The organism is Sutcliffiella sp. NC1 (genome assembly GCF_027594365.1).
Classification (GTDB): Bacteria; Bacillota; Bacilli; order Bacillales; family Bacillaceae_I; genus Sutcliffiella; species Sutcliffiella cohnii.
Genome location: NZ_CP115153.1, coordinates 4,372,072 through 4,395,129, shown reverse-complemented (window position 1 = coordinate 4,395,129; position 23,058 = coordinate 4,372,072). Strand labels below are relative to the sequence as shown.

At 38.8% G+C, this 23,058-nt stretch carries 16 protein-coding genes; all 16 read left to right on the top strand.

Annotated features, from left to right (window positions below; genetic code table 11):
- The 16 genes from O1A01_RS22690 to O1A01_RS22615 all read left to right on the top strand — a co-directional run bounded on the left by O1A01_RS22690 (position 1) and on the right by O1A01_RS22615 (position 23,057).
- A complete protein-coding gene (locus tag O1A01_RS22690) occupies positions 1-813 on the top strand; it encodes an endonuclease/exonuclease/phosphatase family protein (protein ID WP_270065085.1) in 813 nt (270 codons plus the stop codon).
- 16 nt (positions 814-829) lie between these two features.
- Entirely contained in the window at positions 830-2,293 is a 1,464-nt protein-coding gene (locus O1A01_RS22685; RefSeq protein ID WP_270065084.1) for a sulfatase family protein, read from the top strand.
- Between the two features lie 400 nt (positions 2,294-2,693).
- On the top strand, positions 2,694-4,847 hold the full coding sequence (locus O1A01_RS22680) for a glycoside hydrolase family 3 N-terminal domain-containing protein (protein WP_270065083.1): 2,154 nt from the start codon (positions 2,694-2,696) through the stop codon (positions 4,845-4,847).
- Positions 4,848-4,979: 132 nt separating this feature from the next.
- Complete coding sequence (locus O1A01_RS22675; protein WP_270065082.1) at positions 4,980-8,324, top strand: GH36-type glycosyl hydrolase domain-containing protein; 3,345 nt, start codon at positions 4,980-4,982, stop codon at positions 8,322-8,324.
- An 88-nt stretch (positions 8,325-8,412) separates the two neighbouring features.
- Complete coding sequence (locus tag O1A01_RS22670; RefSeq protein ID WP_270065081.1) at positions 8,413-9,192, top strand: alpha/beta hydrolase; 780 nt, start codon at positions 8,413-8,415, stop codon at positions 9,190-9,192.
- A gap of 155 nt (positions 9,193-9,347) precedes the next feature.
- The gene (gloA2, locus tag O1A01_RS22665) at positions 9,348-9,734 is read left to right on the top strand and encodes an SMU1112c/YaeR family gloxylase I-like metalloprotein (RefSeq protein ID WP_270065080.1); all 387 of its coding nucleotides are present in this window, start codon (positions 9,348-9,350) and stop codon (positions 9,732-9,734) included.
- A gap of 1,043 nt (positions 9,735-10,777) precedes the next feature.
- Positions 10,778-11,824, top strand: coding sequence for a lactonase family protein (locus O1A01_RS22660; protein WP_270065079.1), 1,047 nt, complete (start codon positions 10,778-10,780; stop codon positions 11,822-11,824).
- A gap of 217 nt (positions 11,825-12,041) precedes the next feature.
- Positions 12,042-13,016, top strand: coding sequence for a LacI family DNA-binding transcriptional regulator (locus O1A01_RS22655; RefSeq protein WP_270065078.1), 975 nt, complete (start codon positions 12,042-12,044; stop codon positions 13,014-13,016).
- An 11-nt stretch (positions 13,017-13,027) separates the two neighbouring features.
- Positions 13,028-13,921 (top strand): ribokinase, encoded by an 894-nt coding sequence (gene rbsK / locus O1A01_RS22650; RefSeq protein WP_270065077.1) that lies wholly within the window; start codon positions 13,028-13,030, stop codon positions 13,919-13,921.
- A gap of 76 nt (positions 13,922-13,997) precedes the next feature.
- Entirely contained in the window at positions 13,998-15,242 is a 1,245-nt protein-coding gene (locus O1A01_RS22645) for a NupC/NupG family nucleoside CNT transporter (RefSeq protein WP_270065076.1), read from the top strand.
- Between the two features lie 36 nt (positions 15,243-15,278).
- Positions 15,279-16,217, top strand: a complete 939-nt coding sequence (locus O1A01_RS22640) for a nucleoside hydrolase (protein WP_270065075.1) — start codon at positions 15,279-15,281, stop codon at positions 16,215-16,217.
- A 165-nt stretch (positions 16,218-16,382) separates the two neighbouring features.
- Positions 16,383-17,744 carry a hypothetical protein gene (locus tag O1A01_RS22635; RefSeq protein WP_270065074.1) on the top strand — a complete coding sequence of 454 codons (1,362 nt, stop codon included), beginning with the start codon at positions 16,383-16,385 and terminating at the stop codon, positions 17,742-17,744.
- Positions 17,745-18,222: 478 nt separating this feature from the next.
- Positions 18,223-20,619 (top strand): M14 family metallopeptidase, encoded by a 2,397-nt coding sequence (locus O1A01_RS22630; protein ID WP_270065073.1) that lies wholly within the window; start codon positions 18,223-18,225, stop codon positions 20,617-20,619.
- 168 nt (positions 20,620-20,787) lie between these two features.
- Positions 20,788-21,243: a GNAT family N-acetyltransferase gene (locus tag O1A01_RS22625; protein ID WP_270065072.1), complete on the top strand. Its 456-nt coding sequence runs from the start codon at positions 20,788-20,790 to the stop codon at positions 21,241-21,243.
- 14 nt (positions 21,244-21,257) lie between these two features.
- A complete protein-coding gene (locus O1A01_RS22620) occupies positions 21,258-22,094 on the top strand; it encodes an arylamine N-acetyltransferase (RefSeq protein WP_270065071.1) in 837 nt (278 codons plus the stop codon).
- A gap of 114 nt (positions 22,095-22,208) precedes the next feature.
- Positions 22,209-23,057, top strand: a complete 849-nt coding sequence (locus tag O1A01_RS22615) for an NERD domain-containing protein (RefSeq protein WP_066420423.1) — start codon at positions 22,209-22,211, stop codon at positions 23,055-23,057.
- The last annotated feature ends 1 nt before the right edge of the window (position 23,058 follow it).

Here is a 23,058-nt window from a genome sequence, read left to right as displayed (position 1 = left end):
ATGGTGAACAAGATGGAATTAAAAGTTATGACGTTTAATTTAAGGGTTTTCGTTCCACAAGATGGTGAAAATGCGTGGCCTTATCGGGTTGATAAAGTGTCGAAGATGATACTAGATCATTCGCCTCTCATTGTTGGTACACAAGAAGGTGCTCTTTTCATGCTAGAAGGACTAGAAAAAAGATTACCAGCGTATCGTTGGACCGGTAAAGGTAGGCGAGGCGGTATGGAAGATGAGTTTTGTGCGATTTTTTATCGATATGATGAATTGGAAATCGTGGATGAGGGACAGTTCTGGTTATCGGAAACTCCAGAGGAGCCAGGAAGTATTAGTTGGAATAGTGATTTTCCGCGGATCTGCACATGGACACATTTCCGAGTGAAAAAGAGTGGCCAAGAGTTTATCCACTACAACACACACCTTGACCATATTAGCCAAGAGGCAAGAGAAAACGGAATTCAATTAATTTGGGAACGGATTTCCAAGCACTATGAGGAAAAAAAGCTGCCGATTATACTGACTGGTGATTTTAATAGTAAACCAGATAATCAAGTTGTGCAGTTTTTAAGAGGAGAGATTGCTAGTAGCAAAGCAATGTTGAAAGACTCTTACAGTGTGCTTGAAGGCGATATAGGTCGTACGTATCACCATGAGTTTTCTGGTGGAACATCAGGTGAACCAATTGATTATATCTTTACCACACCAAACGTAGAAATAGTTAAAACAGTAGTAGATAGGAGAAAGATTGAAGAAGCATTTCCATCCGATCATTATCCTGTAGTTTCAACGTTATTAATAGAAAATAAGTATTAGAGGGCGGGGGATATTTATGAAAATACTTTATATTGACATCGATGCTTTGCGTCCAGATCATTTAGGTTGCTATGGTTATCAACGTAATACGTCACCAAATATTGATAGTATTGCAGAGCGGGGGGTACGTTTTGATAATTATTATGCATCCGATGCACCGTGTGCACCATCACGTACTGCACTGTTTAGTTCTAAATTTGGCATCCATACAGGCCTAGTTAACCATGGTGGGGTTAATGCTGATATTCGCCAAATCGGCAAAGATCGGCCTTTTAATTATCACCATACGGATTACCAAGCATGGGTAGATGTACTAAGATTTAAAAAGCATCACACAGCAATAATTAGTCCATTTCCAGGGCGACATGCTGCTTGGCACGTCCTGCAAGGTTTCTTAGAGCAGCATGATACCGGGAAGCATGCAGGGGAAACAGCAGGAGATGTATCGAAAGAGGCATTGCGTTGGCTTAAGGAACGAGGAAGTGAAAAAGAAGATTGGTTTTTATATTTAAACTTCTGGGATCCACATACTCCTTACCGGACGCCTGCAGATTACGGAAACCCCTTTGAGAATGCTCCAGCTCCAGAGTGGCTTACAGATGAAATGATTGCGAAACATCGTGAAAGCTATGGACCTTATAGTGCAAGGGATTTACCGAAAGTTCGCCAATGGCCAGGCATTCCAGAAGAAATTAAAAACCGTGATGACTTCAAAGCGTGGATTGACGGATATGATACTGCAATTCGCCATGTTGATGATCATGTTGGCAAGATTTTAGCAACACTGGAAGAGCAAGGGATCTTAGAAGAAACGATGATTATCATTTCTGCTGATCATGGGGAAAACCAAGGAGAGTTAAATATTTATGGTGATCACCAAACAGCAGACCATATTACGTCAAGGATACCATGTATTATCGCAGGTCCTGGTGTAAAACAGGGCCATGTCGACAGAGACTTCCATTACCAAGTTGACTTAGGACCAACCCTAGCGGAATTTGTAGGTGGAGCTCCGCGTAAAAGTTGGGACGGAAAAAGCTTCTTACCAGCCTTAACGGATGGAGAATCTGCTGGTCGAGACTATTTAGTCGTAAGCCAATGTGCATGGAGCTGTCAACGCGGAGTTCGCTTTGATAACTGGATACTTATCCGTACGTACCACGACGGATTAAAAGAGTTCCCAGAGTTAATGTTATTTGATATTGAAAACGACCCACATGAGACTAAAAACCTAGTTGATGAAAAGCCGGAAGTAGTTGCCAAAGGGCTTCGCTTATTAGATAAATGGGTTGCAGACCAAATGATGACTTCTGATTCACCAATTGACCCAATGTGGAGCGTCATCCACGAAGGCGGACCATTCCATACGAGAGACGATCTAAATCTAGATTCGTATTTAGAAAAACTTCGTCAAGAAGACCGTCACGCCGCTGCAGATAGATTAGAGAGACGTTACCGCCCGGAGAAATTTGAAGTTTAATAGAACGAAGGATACCCCAAGCCATAGCTAATGGGGTATTTTTTGTAATGAGGAATTAAAGTAGAGGCTTTGATAAGGAAAATTGAAATTAGTCCCGATGATAAATAAAATGGAATCGTCAAATGCAATTGCTCCCGTGGGGGAAAGGGTTAATTATGTTTCCACATCAAAAATAAGTGAGAAAAGGATTGAAAACGTATACATTAACTTATATAATGTTATTGAAACGTTTCAATTGAGCGGTAAATAAAACTTTTAAGAAATAAACTATTTTTTTTGAGTCTTCATTGTAACGTTTCAATTGTTGGAATATCAGGGTTTCATTAAATAAAAATTATTTAAAATAAAATGTTGATCAATGTTTATGCAAGTTTAAAAAAAAGACAACGGGGGGAAAAATATGACGAGATCACGAGAACTTTTAAACCAAATGACTATAGACGAGAAAGTAGCGCAACTACTTCAACTTGCAACATTATTTTATAAAGGTTCTTCACACAAGGGTCAAATTACTGGTCCGATGGCAGATATGGGGATTAATGAAGAAATCGTAAATAATAGCGGTTCTGTACTAGGTGGTGCAGGTGCGCAAGAAGTAATGAACATCCAAAAAACATATATGGAGAATAATAGATTAGGAATTCCTCTATTAATGATGGCGGATATTATCCATGGTTTTAAAACGATTTTTCCAGTTCCATTAGCAATCGGTAGTTCATGGGACATGGAGTTAGCAGAAAAAAGTGCAGAGATTGCAGCAATTGAGGCTGCTGTATCAGGTGTACACGTAACGTTTGCGCCGATGGTAGATTTAGTTCGCGACCCAAGATGGGGCCGAGTGATGGAATCTACTGGGGAAGATCCATTTTTAAATTCCGATTTTGCTAGAGCGTTTGTAAGAGGATTCCAAGGTAATGATTTAACGAATGATACAAATCGTGTCGCTGCATGTGTGAAGCACTTTGCTGCTTATGGGGCTGCAGAGGCTGGACGAGATTATAATACAGTTGATATGTCAGAACGCATTCTTCGTGAATCTTACTTACCAGCATATAAGGCAGCACTTGATGAAGGCTGTGAGATGGTCATGACGGCTTTCAATACAGTTGATAGCATACCAGCATCCGGTAATAAAAAATTAATGCGTGACTTACTTCGTGAAGAGTGGGGCTTTGATGGCGTTATTATTTCTGACTGGGGAGCGATAAAAGAAATTATTGCTCACGGCGTTGCAGAAGATGAAAGAGAAGCAGCGAAAAAGGCGCTTGAAGCAGGCGTAGATATCGAAATGATGACACCGTGCTATGTTCACAATTTAAAAGAGCTTGTGGAAGATGGAACGATTTCTGAAAGTTTACTAGATGAGTCAGTACTTCGTATTTTGCAATTAAAAGAAAAGCTAGGATTATTTGAGAATCCTTACCGCGGTGCAAATGTCGAGCTTGAAGAAAAGTTAATTTTAAGTAAAGAACACCGTCAAGTTGCTAGAGAGTTAGCTGCGAAGTCGTGTGTGCTAATGAAAAATGAAAATGTGCTTCCACTACAAAAAGAGCAAAAGATTGCATTGATTGGTCCTTTCGCACATAATGGCGACATTTTAGGCCCTTGGTCTTGGCAAGGTTCAACGGAAATCGCTGTAAAAGTGGATGAAGGTTTCAAGATGAAGATGGATCCAGCCAACCTATTTGTAGCGCAGGGCTGTGATATTGAGACTGTAACAGAACAACAGCTTCAAGAGGCTGTAAAAGCAGCAGAGCAGGCGGAAGTAATTGTGCTTGCGTTAGGTGAGCATTCAAGAATGAGTGGGGAAGCGAAGTGTCGTGCAGATATTCGGTTACCGGAAGTGCAACTTCAATTAATCGCTGAGATAAAGAAATTAGGGAAACCGATTGCAGTAGTGTTGTTTAATGGACGTCCGTTAGATTTACACGGTGTAATTGACGAGACAGATGCAGTGCTAGAAGCATGGTATCCAGGAACAGAAGGTGGTGCAGCGATTGCCGACTTACTATTCGGTGATGCTAATCCTTCAGGGAAAATTACGATATCATTCCCGTATTCGGTTGGACAAGTTCCTGTTTATTACAATGCATTTAACACAGGCCGTCCGAAAGATGAGCCAGTGACAGAATATGTTTCCAAGTATTTAGACATTCCCAATAGTCCACTATTACCATTCGGATTTGGACTAAGTTATACAAGCTTTGCATACGGTGAGTTAACTCTTTCCGACGACAAATTAACAGATGATACGTCGATTTCCGTATCGATAGATGTAACGAATACAGGTGACGTGGCTGGGGATGAAATTGTACAGCTTTACGTTCGCGATGTAGTTGGAGAAGTAGTTCGCCCATTAAAAGAGCTAAAAAGCTACGAAAGAATTACGTTAAACCCTGGTGAAACAAAGACAGTTACGTTCACCATTACAGAAGAAATGCTACGTTACCATCACGCAGATTTACAGTTTGCTAGTGATGCAGGAAAGTTCATCGTATTTGTAGGACCGAATAGTGTGGAAACGAAAGAAAAAGAATTTGTGTTAGTGAAATAAGTAGCTCTATTAAAAAGTAACAGCTAGGCCGAAACAGTATCTAGTCTAGCTGAGGAAGATTCGGTAAAAATCGAAACACAATTTATTAGTACTTATCAGAAAAAAGAGTAGTACAATCCTAAGGAGGCCATCATGACAACAACGACCGAAGCAACTAAACATCAATTAAAAGCAGGTGAAATTAGTTTTACTTTTTTAAACAGTGGGGATTTATTTGAAGCAAATCATGGCTGGGTAATGATTAATCAACTACTAGGAAACCCTGTAGACGGATCTTTAAATAACTTATATTTACGTTTACATCGTAAAGAGGGAATGAAAGTTGTACCCCTTCTAGGTGTAAAATCTCCAAGTACTTTTTACGTATCTGAAAAAGCAATGACTTGGAAAGGTACAGTTGAGGATGTAAATTATGTCGTAACATTCCATTTAACTAACGAAGGTGTTTGGTTTTGGGATGTAAAAGTGGACGGAGCCGATGTTGAAATTGATGTTATATATGGACAAGATATTTCGATTGCAAGTAAAGGTGCAGTTCGCAACAATGAAGCGTATGTGGCGCAATATATCGACCATGCCATTTTTGAATCTACAAACAAAGGCTATGTTGTTTGCTCTAGGCAAAACCAACCACAACCAGGTGGGTTCCCTTATTTACAACAAGGTTCTTTAACGAAAGCGACAGGCTATTTAACAGATGGCTTCCAGTTTTTCGGTTTATCTTATAAAGAGACAGATGTTCCAGAAGTGTTATACAAAGATTCGCTTCCGAATGAAGTGTACCAATTCGAATTTGCTTACACTGCTCTTCAATCCGAAAAGGTGAAGTTAGCTGGCGAAGCACAATTTGTTTTCTATGGCTTATTTAAAGAAAATCATGAAGAAGCAATTACAGATCTTGCGTTTGAAGACGAAGTGCAAAGTGCATGGGAAAGCATTCAAGGAACAGAAGTAGAGATTGGAATAGAGCAACGAAAAGTTAGTGATTCTAATAAAATTGGCGCACCAGTTCAAACGGCAACGTTAACTATGGACGAAGTAAATAAATATTTCCCAATTAGACGTCAAGAAGAGTGGGAAGGTGATACATTATTATCTTTCTTCACAGAAACACATGAGCATGTCGTGTTAAAAGAGAAAGAGCTAATTGTAGAGCGTCCTCACGGTCATATTATTATGACTGGTCAAAATGACAAAATGAAAGAAAATGTGTTCTCGTCTACATCTTACATGTATGGAATTTTCAACTCTCAAGTGGTAGTCGGAAATACATCTTTCAATAAAATGCTTTCTAATGCTCGTAATGCCTTAAATGTATATAAAACATCAGGTCAACGTATTTTTGTAGAAGTAGAAGGAACGTATCAACTATTAACGATGCCTTCTATGTATGAAATTGGCTTTAACTATGCTCGTTGGTATTACAAAACAGCAACAGATATGATCATTATTACAAATTACACAATGGTGGACACGCCTGAGCTTCAATTACATGTTCAGTCAGAAAGTGGAAAACAATATCGTTACCTTGTGACAAACCAAGTAGTGGTGAGTGCGAACGAGTTAGAAACACCATTCTTAATGAAGGAAGAAGACGGTGTTGTGACGTTTACTGCTCATGAATCTTCGATGAGTGCAAATGTGTATCCAGAGTTAACGTACAAGTTCCGTGTGGATGGCACGAACATGAAGATTTCAAATGAGGGAGCATTAGTAGAAAATGCAGATCCTAATTCTGCATCATTAGTAGTTTTAGAGCTTGATAGCACTAGCGATTGGACAATGACAATTCAAGGTTTATTGCATGGTGAGGAAGTTCCATTTACAGAGAAAAATGCTGTAACTGAAATTGCACGTTATCGTGATTTCTTACGTGAATGTATGAATGGCTTTGAATTATCACTACATGGTGGGGAAACAGAAGAGCTAGAAAAAGTGAACAGTGTTGCATGGTGGTACACACATAACATGTTAGTTCATTTTACTGTACCACACGGTTTAGAGCAGTATAGTGGAGCAGCTTGGGGGACTCGTGACGTTTGCCAAGGACCAACTGAATATTTCATGGCTACACAAAAATATGAATCGGTAAAAGAAATTTTGAAAACGGTGTACAGTCACCAATTTGAAGATGATGGAAACTGGCCACAATGGTTCATGTTTGACCGTTATAACAAAATTCAAGCAGGAGAAAGTCATGGAGATATCATTGTTTGGCCGTTAAAGGTTCTTGCTGATTATTTATCTGTAACAAAAGACTTCTCTATTTTAGAGGAACAAGTTCCGTATACTATCCGTGGACAGTTTGACTTAACAGAAGAAACAGCAACAATATTTGATCATGCAAAAAAACAAATTGATTATATGAAAAACAACTTTGTGCATGATACTCATTTAAGCTCTTATGGTGATGGAGACTGGGATGATACGCTTCAGCCAGCTAACGCACAATTAAGAGACTTCATGGTTAGTAGTTGGACAGTATCATTAACTTATCAAGTAATGAAAAAGTTTGCTAATGTACTAGCGGAAGTGAACAAAGAAGAAGCATCAGAGCTTATGACGTTAGCGGAAGGTATTGAAGCAGACTTCAATAAATATATGCTTAAAACAGACGTAATTCCAGGTTTTGTGTACATGGAAGAGCCAGGCAAAGTAGAATATATGGTTCATCCAGAAGATACAAAAACAGGCATTAACTATCGTCTACTTCCAATGACAAGAAGTATGATTAGTGAGCTTTTAACACCTGAGCAAGCGGCGTCTCACTATGACTTAATTAAAAAAGAATTATACTGTCCAGACGGTGTTCGCTTAATGAACCGCCCTGCAAAATATGAAGGTGGAGTAAGTAAGCATTTCAAACGTGCGGAGCAAGCATCTAACTTCGGTAGAGAAATCGGTTTACAGTATGTTCATGCGCACATTCGTTTTGTAGAAGCGATGGCGAAGTTAGGTAAGGAAGATGAAGCTTGGAAAGGGTTAGCAATGATTAACCCGATCGGTATTCAAAACGTTGTACCGAATGCAGAACGTAGACAAAGCAACACATACTTCAGTAGTTCTGATGGTAAATTTAGTACACGTTATGAAGCGCAAGAACAGTTTGGAAAGTTACGTGATGGAAGCGTACAAGTGAAAGGCGGATGGCGTATATACTCCAGTGGCCCTGGAATTTATATGAACCAGCTAATTAGCAACTGCCTAGGGATTCGCCAAGAAAATGGTGGACTAGTGATCGACCCTGTACTTCCAACACATTTAGACGGCTTAAGCTTTAACTTTAAGGTGAACGGATGTCCAGTAACATTTACGTACCACCTTCAAGCAGAAGAAAAGCGTGTTACAGTGAATGGAGAAGCAGTGGAAGCAACATTGACAACTAACCGTTATCGTCAAGGTGGATTATTTATTGATGGCGAAAAACTAGCAACATTACTAAATGAAGATACAAACTCAGTAGAGATTTATTTATAAGATAGAAAACGCGGTGGTCCATTACGACCGTCGCGTTTTTTTGTCAGACAGGCAATACTCTACGTGAAAAATAAGGGAGGATTTTTTGATGGCTGTATTAAGATGTGATTTTTTCTCTGAAGCGTTAGGTTTAAGTACTTCGATGACGGTGATTTTACCTCAGCAACCTTTCCATAATAGAGAGGTGGGTGAAAAGTTCCCTACCCTTTATTTACTACATGGCTATAGTGATGATGATACGATTTGGACACGAAGAACTTCAATTGAAAGGTATGTAGATGGACTAGGCTTAGCGGTCGTTATGCCACAAGTTCATCATAGCTATTATACGGATATGGTTCACGGTCATCGTTTTTGGACTTTTTTATCAGAAGAGTTACCACCTGTTGCCCGTTCTTTTTTCAATCTATCCGATAAGCGGGAAGATAATTTTGTCGCTGGTTTATCAATGGGTGGCTACGGTGCATTTAAATGGGCTTTCCGACAACCAGAAAAATTTGCAGCAGCAGCAAGTCTTTCTGGAGCGTTAGATGTCGTGAATACGGTGGAAATGATGTCTCAGGATGATGCTAGAAGAAAAAGCTTTGAACATATCTTTGGTAACAATAAAGTGGCTGGGACGGAGAATGACCTATTATGGCTATTAGAACAACGTAAGGATAGTAATATGGAAATGCCAAAATTATATCAATGCTGTGGTACAGAAGACTTTTTATATCACCAAAACGTAAAGTTTAAAGAACTATGTGAACAAACAAAACTTGAGCTAACGACCTCTTTTAGCCCTGGAGAGCACGAATGGGGATACTGGGATGCGAAAATTCAAGATGTTTTAAAGTGGTTGCCGATAAAAGCATATGACAATTGAAAGAGCAACAAGAGATAGGTTCAATTCCATCTATTTTAAGTTAGCGCACGGTACTCCTTCGTCTAACCAAAGCTTTTTATCTACAAGGTAATCAAAATAATAGTTTTGATATAATATTGGATAAATAGAAACGCTAATAGAGGGAGTTAAAATGAATGAATATTATTGGAATCCATCATGTAGCAATTATCTGTTCCAATTATGAAAAATCTAAACACTTTTATACAAGGGTACTTGGTTTACCAATAATAGAAGAAACATACCGAGAAGAAAGAGATTCCTATAAACTTGATTTACAGTTGCCAGATGGCACTCAAATTGAATTATTTTCTTTTCCTGACGCTCCAGTCCGACCAAGCTATCCGGAAGCGCAAGGTCTTCGCCATTTCGCATTTAAAGTGGAAAATGTGGAAGATTGTGTTGCAGAACTTGAAAGAGAGGGGATCTCAGTTGAACCAATCCGTATAGATAGTTTAACGAGGAAAAAATTCACCTTCTTTATGGATCCGGATGGGTTGCCCCTGGAGTTGTATGAGGTGTAGGGTTTCAGAGGATGTTGTTAAAGGAAGAATGCCCAAGCGAATAAGTTTTTTTATTAGTAGATTTAATTATTACTCCCAAATTTGTTATAGTAGTATAAATGGGACAGAGGGACAGGTACCTTGTCCGGAGCAGCCGTCAAGGCTGAGAATCTAATGGAGTGAAAGTCTCCTGTCACCAATTGACCAGTTCGGGTGACTAGTATATCCAATGCGTAGGGAGGTAACGAACTACGTTCTGCTTGGAAGTAAAAGCCACTGCGGCTTAACTCTACTCAGAGAGAGTAAGAGTCGGAACAGTTAGAGTGGCGAGCAAATCCAGAGGCCAAAAGGCTTTAACGAATACTGCAGCTCCGAAAATCCTGCCCTTATGAAAACTGTTTTTAAGGGATGTTGTAAAGCGCTGACCTAGTGGACGAGTGGGGAAAGCCGATGTTCTATGGGAAGAAATGGTCACATGCACCATAGAAGCGACCGGAGTATGGGATTTAGCATCTGGAGAAAGGTTCTCAGAGATAACGACGGGAAGGTCCTACTTCCAGCAGGGACTAGCAACAACCTGCAAAGACTTAGCCTTATAAGTTAAATAAAAACGAAATAGGTTGAGAGGATTTAGGATTGGCGCATGAGTTCGTAGTAGCGATGAGTGGAGGGTAATGCCTTCATAAATAGAAGGAAATTCTATTTCTATCAATGTAACACATTGGATAGAGCGAAGGGACTCTGGGTACTTGACGGTTCTAACTAACATATGGTTGAACACAGAGTTAACTTAGTTAAACAAGAACGAGCGGATAAGTAAACCTAATCAGTAATGGGCGTATGTTGGCTAGAACTTAAACCTAGACTCAATAGGGAAGGCTTATCTGTGGCAGGTCAAGGCCGAAACCGGACTCGGGAAATCCGACCGTCCGGGATTGAAGGGGGGCTACAGGAAACGTGGTTCATAATGAATGCGCGCGCCTGTCTTCTACCCGACATCCATTTTTTGGTGGGACACGGAACCTGTCCCTCTGTCCACAAAATAATGTTAGAGGGGTTATACGATGGCAAAATTTATTGGTTATGTCGGTACGTATACGAAAGAAGCGAGTAAAGGTGTTTACAAGTTCGTGCTGGATACGGAAAAAAGAGAGTTATTAGACGTTAAGTTAGCCGCTGAGCTTGATAATCCTACATATGTTACGGTAAGTAACGACAATAAATATTTATATGCAGTGGCAAAAGAAGGGGGAAATGGTGGAGTTACAGCGTTTTCTATTAATGGTGAAACAGGTGCGTTAACAAAGTTAAATAGTCAGGCATCTGCAGGTTCACCGCCTTGCCACGTTAGTGTTAATTACGATAACAGCAATGTAGTGACTGCGAATTACCATACAACGAAAATCGTATCGTATGTGACAAACGAAGATGGCTCTCTTCAACCAGCTGTATCTGTTATTGAGCATGAAGGCTCTGGTCCACATGAAAGACAGGAAAAGCCGCATATGCATTATGCCGGTTTTACTCCAGACGAAAAGTACGTTGTAGCAATTGACTTAGGAAGTGATCGTGTTATTACATACAGTGTCCATAACGGAGAGTTAAAAGAGGCAAGTGTGTTTACGACAAAGCCAGGTAGTGGTCCAAGACATATTACGTTCCATCCGAATGGGAAGTTTGCTTATGTCATGACGGAATTAAGCTCTGAAGTGGTTGTACTTCATTACAATGAGAATGATGGAAGTTTTGCAGCGCAACAATACATTCCTACTATTCCAGCAGATTTCTCTGAAACAAATGATGGAAGCGCGGTTCATATTTCGGCTGACGGGCAATATGTGTATGCAGGGAACCGCGGACATAATAGTATAGCTGTATACAAGGTAGACCAAGATTCTGGACAGTTAACCTTTGTCGAATGGACTTCAACGGAAGGCGATTGGCCGCGTGACTTTGTACTTGACCCTACTGGAGAGTTCCTAGTTGCTACGAACCAAAAGTCAAACACGATGACATTGTTTAGTAGAGATACAACTACAGGGAAGTTAGAAAAAATCCAAACGGATGTAAAAGTGCCAGAACCGGTTTGTGTGAAGTTTTTGAATGTGTAAAAAGTGATAGACTAGTTTCAAACAAACGTTTGATTGAACTAAATACGTTATTAAAAGTGGCTACAAAGGTAGGTATCGTAGAGATTAGATTTTACGCTAATTTTGATACGTTCCAAGTAGTCACTTTTTTGTTTGGAAAAAATCCATTGACATAAATATCAGAAAATTGTACTATGTGTGTAACCGGTTACATAAAGTTTAATGGAGGTAGAAAAAAATGGCAACTATTAAGGAGGTGGCAGCTGAAGCAGGTGTTTCTGTAGGGACTGTTTCACGAGTGTTAAATAATAGTGGTTATGTTGGGGAAGAAAGTAGGAAAAAGGTAGAGAACGCAATTAAGAAACTTTCGTATACACCTAATCGAATTGCACAGGCGTTGAATTATAAAAAGACGCGCATGATTGCCCTAATGGTTCCCGATATAAAGAACCCCTTTTTCCCTGAAATGACTAGAGCGATAGAGGATGTGGCTCTTAGTCAAGGGTATACTGTTATGTTATGCAATTCAGATCAGGATCCTGTAAAGGAAGCAGAATACTTAAATGCATTTCAGCTAAACTATGTCGATGGAATTATATTAGCCACTCATACTCTGGATATTCATAAATGGATGGAAACGACTATACCGATAGTGTCACTAGACCGAGTAAGTGAGCAGCTATTACCGTCGATTACGTCTCATAACTACGATGGCGCTAAGAAGGCAGTACAGTTATTAGTAGAAAAGGGTGCGAAAAATATCGCTCATATTAAGGGCCCGGAACATGTAAACCCTGTTATTGAAAGGCATAACGGATTTGTAGACCAAGCTAATGATTTACAATTACCTTATGTTATTGGTCATTCTGACTTTGAGCTAGAAAGCGCAGAAGAAGTGGCATTTGCATTTTATGAAAACAATCCAAATGTAGACGGAATTTTTTGTAGTAATGACACAATCGCAATTGGTTTTTTAAAAACTGCACTAAAGCTAGGTAAAAAGGTACCTGAAGACTTACAAATTATTGGATTTGATGGTATTACTTTTGGCAAGATGATATATCCCGAAATTTCAACGATTGCACAGCCTATTTATGAAATGGGGAAAACTGCTGCAGAATTGCTTATCAAACTCATTAATAATGAAAATGTAGAACAAACATACTTTAAACTTCCAATAGAAGTTTTAGAAAGAGGAACAACGAGAAAGTAGGAGGCGCACAAGTGAAAAAACCAATAATTTCTGTAGTAGGAAGTATAAATATGGACTTAATCGTCACAACACAAAGGCGTCCTGCTGTGGGTGAAACAATTATAGGAAGTGAGTTTTATACAAAACCAGGCGGAAAGGGGGCGAATCAAGCAGTCGCTGCCGCTAGGCTTGGAGCGGAAGTCCATATGATTGGTAGAGTAGGCAATGACATATTTGGAAACGAATTATTAAGTTTACTAAACAAGGAAAATATTTTTTTGAACAATGTGGAACCGGTTACACATTTACCAACCGGGGTTGCGTCCATTACGCTGAGCGAAGGTGATAATAATATTATTATTGTCCCAGGGGCTAATTCTCTCGTAACACCTGAGTATCTTCATCAACATATAGAGACGATTTTAAAGAGTGATGTTATTATTACGCAATTAGAAATCCCGATAGAAACCGTTGAGGAGCTTAGTAATATTTGTAATCAATACAATAAAACACTCGTCTTAAATCCAGCTCCTGCGCAGCGACTTTCCACGAATGTTATTTCTAATTGCACCTATATAACACCAAATGAAATTGAACTAAATCAGTTGAAAGAACAACATCCTCATATGTTAGTAGAAAACGAAGAGAAATTAATCGTTACAGAAGGAAAAAAAGGATCTTACTATTTTCATCAAGGTGAAGTTCAACGTGTAAAAGGTTTCACTGTTAATGCGGTAGATACAACAGGGGCAGGGGATTGCTTTAACGGTGCTTTAGCCTATTCGCTTGGGATGAAAAAAGACATAGCAGAAGCTAGTCGATTTGCAAATGCTGCTGCAGCTTTATCCGTACAAAATCTAGGTGCACAAGAAGGAATGCCAACTTTAAAAGAAGTGGAGCAATTTCTCGCACAATATTCAGTTTAAAAAGGCGTTCACCTAAATAGAACTAGGTGAATCTCCTTTCTATAATAAAAAATAATAGTTTAGGAGGTTACTATATATGATTCCAATACTGTGGGGGTTAGCAGGCTGTGCAATCCTTGTCGCCATTGCGTATCTTCTATCTGAAAATAAAAAGGCGATTAACGTAAGAACGGTAACAATCGGTTTTCTTCTTCAAGTAATTTTAGGTTTTATCGTATTAAAATGGGAATTCGGAATTGCTATTATCCAAACTATATCCAATGGTGTAAACGCTGTCATGGGTGCGGGTCGAGAAGGACTGAAGTTTGTTTTTGGGGAACTAGCAAATGCGGATGGTCCAGTAGGATCGGTTTTTGTTATTAACGCATTGGCAATTATGATATTTTTAACCGCTTTAGTTGCTGTACTATACCATTATAAAATTATGCAGTTTTTCGTTCGGGTTGTGGGAGGATTTATCTCAAAATTTATGAAAACAGGTTACGTAGAATCAACGAATGCAGTTACAAATATGTTTTTAGGAATGACACAATCCGCTGTTTCAGTAAAGCCGTATATTAGTCATATTTCAAGGTCGCAAATTTTTGCGATAATGGTTGGTGGTTTAGCTTCTGTATCTGGTGCTGTACTATTTGCGTTATCTGTTATGGGAATACCAATTGAGTATCTGTTATCTGCTGCAATTATGAGTGCCCCGGCTGGATTAATGATTGCGAAATTAATGATTCCAGAAACAGAGACAATTAAACAATCAGAATGGAAAGAAATCGATAATTTTAATCCGAATGATGGAGAAGATGGACAAAAATCAACGCTCATGGATGCAATTGTGGAAGGTGCACGCGACGGTGTCAAATTAGCTGTTAATGCTGCCATGGTTCTTGTTGCGATTATCGGTTTAGTAGCTTTAGTAGATGTTATCCTTTCAGGAGCAGGTTCATTAGTAGGTTTACACGGATTATCTTTAAAAGTAATTTTTGGTTACTTATTTGCTCCTGTTGCCTTAATTATTGGAATACCGTGGAGTGAAGCTGTTTTAGCGGGAGCGTTATTAGGGGAAAAAATAATCTTAAACGAATTCGTTGCCTTTGCATCTTTCTCTGGTATGCTAGAAAGTTTTTCAGATCGTTCAGTTGCTATTTTAACATTTGCCCTTTCTGGTTTTGCTAACATCGGTTCTGTTGGAATTACGTTAGGGATTATGTTAGGAATTGCTCCAAATCGTAAGCATGAAATTCAAAGTATGGCTTTCAAAGCTTTAATAGCAGGAACGATAGCTAATCTATTAAACGGTGCAATTGCTGGAATGTTTTTCTTTTAAAAATAGCTATATTAATATAAGATAGAGAGGAAGATAATGATGAAAAAAATTATTCTTGATGTTGATACTGGTGTAGATGACGCTTTAGCAATTATGTACGGTGCAGAAAGTAAGCAATTAGATATCTTAGGTATAACGGCCGTTAGTGGGAACGTGCCGCTTCATATGGTGATGAAAAACTCTCGAAGAGTATTGAAGATGATTGGAAGAGAGGATGTAAAAGTGTACGCTGGAGCCGATCGACCACTATTCCGCGAAGCAGACTATGAATTTAGAGTTCATGGGGAAGATGGGGTTGGCGGAGCACTTGATCATGTGGAGATTGCTGAAGAAGAAGAATCTATGTTTGCTCCAGATTTTATTATCGAACAAGCCAAAAAATATAAAAAAGAATTAACGCTAATTATGGTTGGTCCATTAACAAACTTAGCATTAGCGCTTCGTAAAGAACCTAGAATTGCCGAATGGATTGATGAAGTGGTGATGATGGGAGGTATTGTTTCCGAAGCTGGAAAGGGAAACAAATTACCAAACTCTGAGTTTAATATATATGCAGATGCAGAAGCGGCATCTATCGTGTTTAAATCAGGCGCGAACATGACATTAGTTAGTTTAGATGTGACGTTAAAAACGTTTATGACGATTGAACACATTGACCAACTGAAGGGCACGAAGTATTATGATTTTGTGTTAAACAGTACAGAAGTATTTAGAGGGTTTAGTAAAATGCGCTATGGTAAAAATGGATGTGCATTACATGATCCGTTAACAGTTGGGTACGTTATTGATCCAACATTTTTAGAAACGAAAAAGTATTACGTTGATGTTGAAACAGTAAGTCCATTAGGTTATGGGCAAACAATCTGTGACTTTAGAAACTTATGGGAAAAGGAACCAAATGTAAATATTTGTCTTAGTGTTGATGCAGAACGCTTCCTAGATTCGTTTATTTCAACGCTAAAAGTAACAGAATAGGTTCATGTATGGGGTTTAGCCGAACTGGCTAAGCCTCATCATTTTATTATTTGGGTAGATGTGGACAAGGAAAAGTTCTCCTGTCCATCCATTTTTTGGTGGGACGAGGGACCTGTCCCTCCGTCCACGGTATCTGTCCCGCTGTCCCAAGAAAGGATCCTGCAAATGAAGAGAAATAGTATTTACCATTACTTTTATATGATTTATGGGCTATTATTCGTTTTGTTTTTGATTAATGTATTTGTAGAGTCCGTTGTGTTGACTTATATTGTCGGTGTATTTGCGGTAATGATTGTACCGTTAGCATGGTATCGTGCGAGTCGTCTATTTAAAATCATTGGAGCTCTGTTTTTCCTTACTGGTACTAGTATGAGTATAGCTAGTGGTATTGCTTGGTACGAGATTCCGTTACAGGTTACGAATACTGTCCCGATGCTTTTGTTTTTATCCGTTTTACCATGGATGGCGATGGCGTTTCGAATCGGGGGCTATGATGAGCGGTTAAGTGAAATGATGCACACAGATTCTAACAAGCTATCCTCTATTTATGGCAAAAGTTTAATGACGACGTATGCGCTACTCATATTTATTAATATGTCTGCGATGTTTGTGTCGCAAAATATTTTGAAGGAAAAGCTAAAGGGAGTCCCTCAAAAAATTGCAGAGTCGTTCGTCATTCAAACGACTGTCCGTGCGTTTGCATTAGCGATTTTGTGGAGTCCGATGGAAGTGATTGTAGGTATCGCAGTTGATGCTACTGGTGTTAGTTATTTTGCCTATTTACCTTGGCTGTTACTTATTTCTTTTATAGCCGTTACGCTTGATATTTTAATTAGTAGAAGGAAATATGAAAATGTAATAATTGAGCAGGAGCCTATTTCTTTCTCCAAAAAATTCATTTTAAAAGAAATTAGCAAGCTGCTCGTCGTGCTAGTGTTATTTCTAGCAACTATTATTGTCGTTAATAGTTTAGTAGACTTTAACTTTATGCTTACTGTCGCACTTGTCATTTTTCCTTTTGCGTTTCTATGGTCAGTGGCGATGCGAGAAACTAGTCTGTTTTTAAAAAGTGGTTGGAGAAGCTGGGCGAATCATAACAATGGCATTCATAACTTTTTTGTTTTATTTATTACACTCGCCTTTTTCTCAGAAGGGTTTAATAGTACTAGCTTACCAATTATGCTCCAAGAATCATTGAATCATGTTACAGGCTTCCCTCTGCTTGTTTTAGTATTAATAACAGTGTTTTATTTTGTGATGGCAATGATCGGTGTACATCCAATCGCGACACTTGCGATATTAATTGAAGTGTTAAATCCTTTATTTGCGGTTTGGAATCCAATGAGCATTGGACTGGTACTAATCGTATCGGCCTTGTCCATATCAGCTTCCTCTCCGTACGGACTTATAGCAACTTTAACTGCACATCACTTAAAGGTGAATCCATATAGAATAACGAGAGCCAATCTGGCATTTTCGGCTATGTTGAGCGGAATTAGTATTATTATTGGGTATTTGTTATTGTAATAGGGGCCCTTCCGACACGATAAAAGGGTAGGGGTTCAACCAAGTAAAGTTAAAACTAGGATAATCGTCCTCTCTGTATCTTATTATATAAGAATAACGAGGAGAATTATCCTAGTTTCTTTTAGTTGATAATAGGAAAATATACCTTCTACATTTTTCCCTAAAATAAATGTCTAATATTGCTTAATTTTTGATAAAATCTGCGGGGATATGACATGATTTTCTATGAAAATAATAATGAAAATAATAGGATTATTATTTTTCTAGCATAAAACAACTGTCATCATACACCATCATATTGTCTCTCTCACATCGAAATTAAAATACTCCTATAATTTTTAATTCCTGTCGTATGTTCACGAATGTAAAATAACGTAAAAAGTTTCTTCGGATTCCGAACGATAAAGTGACAAAGCTGGTAACTACTCCATTGCTATAATGTGGTTGTTTTACAACTATTATTTGGGGGTGGAGCTAGATGAAGAGAAAGAGAAACTGGGGAGGAAAGTTTGGGATCGTAGCGGTAATTTCCGTTCTATTGGTTTCGATGCTTTTTAGTGCCCGAGGATCACAAACCTCGGCAGAACCGGAGCCAGGAAAATTAATTGTGGAAGAGGAATTGTTACATGTTCAACTGGAAGTTCCAAATGAAGAAGCGGCGCTAATTATGATGGAACTAGGTATTGAGTTTGATCATGGAATTCATGAGCATGATGGGATTTATGAGGTTGAAGCAATGGTAACAGCTTCGGAGCTAGAAATATTAGAAAGTTACGGAATAGAAGTACACGATGTACTAATGACTCAGCAGCTTTGGGATGAAAGAATTGCTGAAATGAATACGACATTGGATGAAAATGAAAGCGCAATCCTAGCGGAAGAGAAGCTTCAAATTTTGCGTGCGGATCATTATACAAATCAGTCTGCTACCTTCCTCTATGTTGAGGCAAAATCAAGTGCTGGTGCAGTTGCAAGCACAGCATTAACTGCTACTTGGGAAGAAAATGGGGTAGAAAAGTCGGCACCGTTATCACATAGATCGGACTATGGAGAGTACTTATATCACTGGTTTGAGCTTCCAGTTGAAGAGATTCCAGCTACAGTAACGGTTACAAGCAACCAAGGAGGAACAGCGACAAGTCCTGTAACAGAATGGCTAGGAGATCCGAAACCAGGCAATCCAAAACATCATTATGTTTCAGACTTTATCGATTCCTACATGACTCCTACGCAAATTAATGAGCGTATTGAGCAGTTAGCAGCGGAATTTCCGGACCTTTTAGAAGTAATTGAAATGCCATATAAAACAAATGGATACCGACGTCATGCCCAAGCAACGATAGGTAATTTTACGAATACAGCTGTTGTTGTGTCTTCTAAAGCATGGGGGCATGAAGGTGGAAATGGGATTGAAGTGGAGTTTGTGAATCCGGGTGTGGCTAACTCACCTTTAACCGTATCTGTTGAAGAAAATAATATTACTGTAAGTTTAGCGACTAATGCATCCGGTAACCTAGTCAGTACTGCAAGCCAGGTCGTTCATGCGTTAAATGCACATGCTGGTGACGTTGTTTCTGCAAATACGTACCGAGGCAATACAGGAACAGGAGTTGCTCAAGTTTGGTCATCTACTTTATCTGATGGGCTAAATGGTCCTGACTATGTATCCCGTGAACCGGAAACAGTCAAAGCACTTCGTATTGGAAAAACGAAAGACGGTTCAAAACCAGGAGTACTTGGTTATGCACAAGAGCACGCGCGTGAATGGGTAACACCTTTAGTAGTAATGGAAACAGCAGAACGTTTACTACGAAACTATGCGCATGATGGAGATACGAAAAGATTAGTTAACAACTTAGATATTTTCTTAATTCCGATGGTAAATCCAGATGGAGCGAATTATAGTTTTTATGATTACAACATGCAACGCCGGAACATGACAAACTATTGCGGACAGAGCGCAGCAAACGATTTTGGTGCTCGTAATGCATGGGGAGTGGACTTAAATCGTAACCATTCAGTAGGAAGTATTCATGATGGATTTGTGGGAGCTTCTTTAAGTTGTACGAGTGATACATTTGCAGGTCCGGAGCCAACTTCAGAACCAGAAGCGAAAAATATTGTATGGTTAGCAGATGAGTTTGAAAACATTAATTTCGGTATGAACATTCACAGTCACGGTGGATATTTCATGTGGTCACCTGGCGCTTATGATACGAACCGTACAACACTACCTCGTCCAACTGCTGGAGAAGAAGCGTTTTACTGGGGAGCTTCAGAGCATATTTTAAAACGAATTCAAGAGCATCGTGGAACGGTAATTCAGCCAACGAGAACTGGTCCTATCCCAGATGTATTATACTCGGCGGCAGGGAACTCTGCTGACTATTTATGGTATGAAAAAGGGATCTACACGTGGAACTTTGAAGTAGGAGCGCCATTATGGAACCCAGCTACAAATAGATGGGTATCTGTTGGTTTTCAGCCTCCATTTGAAGAAGGTCATGAAGAGGCGTTGGAGTTTGCAAACGGGTTAATTGGTTTATTTGAAGTGGCATATCAACATTCAAAAGACAAACAACCACCTACTTCTAAAATTAATCCAGGTAAAGGTACGTATTCCCAACCTGTTGAAGTATCTTTTGAACTAAGTGAGCCTGCTACCATTTACTATACTCTAGATGGTAGTCGCCCAACATTTGAATCACCGAAACTAGGCCTGTCTGGTACAAGAGAGCCAGCGGAAAAACTACTAATCAATGAAACAACAACGATCAACTGGTTTGCTATAGACCCGGCAGGAAACGTAGAGAAAAACTACAACCCTATTGGAAATGGGAACAACTATAATTCTGCAAAGATTACAATAAAGTAAAAAGGATCTGACCTCACGAAGGGCTGAGCATGGTTGCTCGGTCCTTTTTAAAAAGTAAAATAGGTCTAGTTATTAACACAACAGTATTTTTGCTCGTTGTGTTTTTTGCCGTTAAAAAAGGAAATCTTCTATGAGAATAGTATAAGTATAGAAAAGGGGGATAAAAGTATGTATCAATATTTTAACGGTTTAGTGATTCGAGAAGGTACAGAGGGGGTTCCAGCGGAGTACGTGGAAGCACTTTTTGAAGATGCGGGTTGGGCGCGAAATACTCCAGACTGGCAAAAGGAAAAGTTTTCGTTGATTTTTCAAAACTCAACATGGGCATTTACCGTTTGGGACCGTCAAAAAATGGTTGGTATGGTGCGGGTTATTTCGGATAAAATTATGGTCGCCAATATTATGGATTTAGTCGTGTTAAACGAATACCGTGGAAAAGGAATTGGACAAAAATTAGTAGAGTTATGCGTTCAAAAGCTTCCACATGGTGACTGGTTCGCCCACACTTCCGCTAACAATTTCCCGTTCTATGAAAAGTGCGGATTCGAAGTGAAGGACATAACGAAAAACGGTACTTGTGCTTATTATGGATACATTCAAGCACGGAAGGATGGGCATCGGTGAATGGAGGGGGAAAAATGTCGGCAAGAAGTAATGATGTAGCGAAGTATATTAGTTTTTTAAATTTAGAAGTAGAAGCTCCGTCTTACGCTTATTTAGAGCGGATCTGTCAGGCTCACCTTAATACTTTTCCTTTTGAAAATATAAGTAAACTACTCTATTTTCGTGACCATAACTATGGAAACTTTGAAGTACCATCATTTGAAAAGTTCATTAGAGCTTTTGAAAAGCACCACTATGGAGGAACATGCTACACATTAAACTCTAACCTCATGATTTTATTAAAGAAGTTAGGGTTTACTTGCTATCACATTATGCTTGGAAAGGAGCATATGGGGATTGTTGTGAAAATTGGCGATGAGCGTTTTTATGTGGACTGTGGTGCAACTGCTCCATTTTTTAAGCCAGTTCGTTTTGAGAATGAACACAATAATAAATCGTTTTTTGGGAGCGATAAGGTATCTTTACTTCCGGTAGACCCTGAAAAGTATGAATATAAATATGAACGTTATATTAATGGTAAGCAAAGCGGAAAAACGTGGAACTTTCATTCAAGGCGAGAAATTACTATGGACGATTTCCTCCAAGTTATCGAAACATCTAATAAGCCAGGAGCAACTTTTATGTCGATCCTGAGGTGCCATCTTTACCAAACGGATCAACAAAGAAGTGTTTCGTTAGTAAATAACAAGTTCACAATACGATACTCTAACGGCGAAACTACTGTAACGACATTATTAACACCAGAAGAAATACGATCAGTAATTGCGGATGAGTTTAATCTACCGAAGTTACCAGTATTAGAGGCGGTGAACGTTTTAAAAGAGTTGGATGTAGATATTTTTGCAGAATAAAGTAGTGATTTTCACCAATTAGCTAGAGTGAAAACTTTATTGATTATCCAATTCGTTACCAGTTGTGATACTATTAATCTAGTGAAAAAATTTCCAGTAATAAAGGTGAGAATAATGAAGAGATGGATTTTTCTAATACTAGTTTTATTAATTTTATCACCACTTGTAGCCTTTTTAATTCCGCTCATAACACCGCTTCTTTTAATTGCGGCCATCATTATTTTTAAAGTAAAATTTCCAGAAATTAAAGGTGCAATTGGGGAGAGTAGGGTTAATCGAATATTAAATGAGTTGGGACCAGAATATAAAGTTTATCACGACCTTTATGTACCAAATGAAAAGGGAGGAACATCACAGCTAGATCATGTTGTTACGTCGCCTTATGGAGTTTTTGTTATTGAAACTAAAAACTATGAAGGTTGGATAATAGGGAAGGAACATAATAAATATTGGATGCAAGTAATTTTTAAGCGAAAAGAACGATTTTACAACCCAATTTGGCAAAATTATGGGCATGTGCAAGCTTTGAAGAAATATTTACATATGGAGAATGGGGAAGTTATTCACTCCATCATCGCTTTTTCACGGAATGCTACCCTAAAACTTGAGAATATTAAGTCGGCAAGAGTTATTCACTTCCACCAGTTAAAACAAGTGGTAAAAGAAATGCCTGTTCATAAAATTAATGAGGTTGAATTAAAGAGAATCGATCGTTATCTTGATAGACTTGCAGTTAATGATAAAAAATCAAAAAAACAATTGAAACAACTACACGTAAAGTCTATCCAACATAATGTAAAAAAGAAAAACCAACAAGAGAAGGCGAATTTGCAACAAAATTCATGCCCGAAATGTGGCAGCCAATTGGTAATGAGAAAAGGAAAGTATGGAACCTTTTATGGCTGCAGCAGCTTTCCTAAATGCAAATATACAAAACAGATGGAAAACAAAAAAGTTCTCTAAA

Excerpts from the sequence above, each read along its gene's own strand:
- O1A01_RS22690 (WP_270065085.1), top strand. The coding sequence starts at position 1 with ATGGTGAACAAGATGGAATTAAAAGTTATGACGTTTAATTTAAGGGTT.
- O1A01_RS22685 (WP_270065084.1), top strand. The coding sequence starts at position 830 with ATGAAAATACTTTATATTGACATCGATGCTTTGCGTCCAGATCATTTA.
- O1A01_RS22680 (WP_270065083.1), top strand. The coding sequence starts at position 2,694 with ATGACGAGATCACGAGAACTTTTAAACCAAATGACTATAGACGAGAAA.
- O1A01_RS22675 (WP_270065082.1), top strand. The coding sequence starts at position 4,980 with ATGACAACAACGACCGAAGCAACTAAACATCAATTAAAAGCAGGTGAA.
- O1A01_RS22670 (WP_270065081.1), top strand. The coding sequence starts at position 8,413 with ATGGCTGTATTAAGATGTGATTTTTTCTCTGAAGCGTTAGGTTTAAGT.
- gloA2 (WP_270065080.1), top strand. The coding sequence starts at position 9,348 with ATGAATATTATTGGAATCCATCATGTAGCAATTATCTGTTCCAATTAT.
- O1A01_RS22660 (WP_270065079.1), top strand. The coding sequence starts at position 10,778 with ATGGCAAAATTTATTGGTTATGTCGGTACGTATACGAAAGAAGCGAGT.
- O1A01_RS22655 (WP_270065078.1), top strand. The coding sequence starts at position 12,042 with ATGGCAACTATTAAGGAGGTGGCAGCTGAAGCAGGTGTTTCTGTAGGG.
- O1A01_RS22645 (WP_270065076.1), top strand. The coding sequence starts at position 13,998 with ATGATTCCAATACTGTGGGGGTTAGCAGGCTGTGCAATCCTTGTCGCC.
- O1A01_RS22640 (WP_270065075.1), top strand. The coding sequence starts at position 15,279 with ATGATGAAAAAAATTATTCTTGATGTTGATACTGGTGTAGATGACGCT.
- O1A01_RS22635 (WP_270065074.1), top strand. The coding sequence starts at position 16,383 with ATGAAGAGAAATAGTATTTACCATTACTTTTATATGATTTATGGGCTA.
- O1A01_RS22630 (WP_270065073.1), top strand. The coding sequence starts at position 18,223 with ATGAAGAGAAAGAGAAACTGGGGAGGAAAGTTTGGGATCGTAGCGGTA.
- O1A01_RS22625 (WP_270065072.1), top strand. The coding sequence starts at position 20,788 with ATGTATCAATATTTTAACGGTTTAGTGATTCGAGAAGGTACAGAGGGG.
- O1A01_RS22620 (WP_270065071.1), top strand. The coding sequence starts at position 21,258 with ATGTCGGCAAGAAGTAATGATGTAGCGAAGTATATTAGTTTTTTAAAT.
- O1A01_RS22615 (WP_066420423.1), top strand. The coding sequence starts at position 22,209 with ATGAAGAGATGGATTTTTCTAATACTAGTTTTATTAATTTTATCACCA.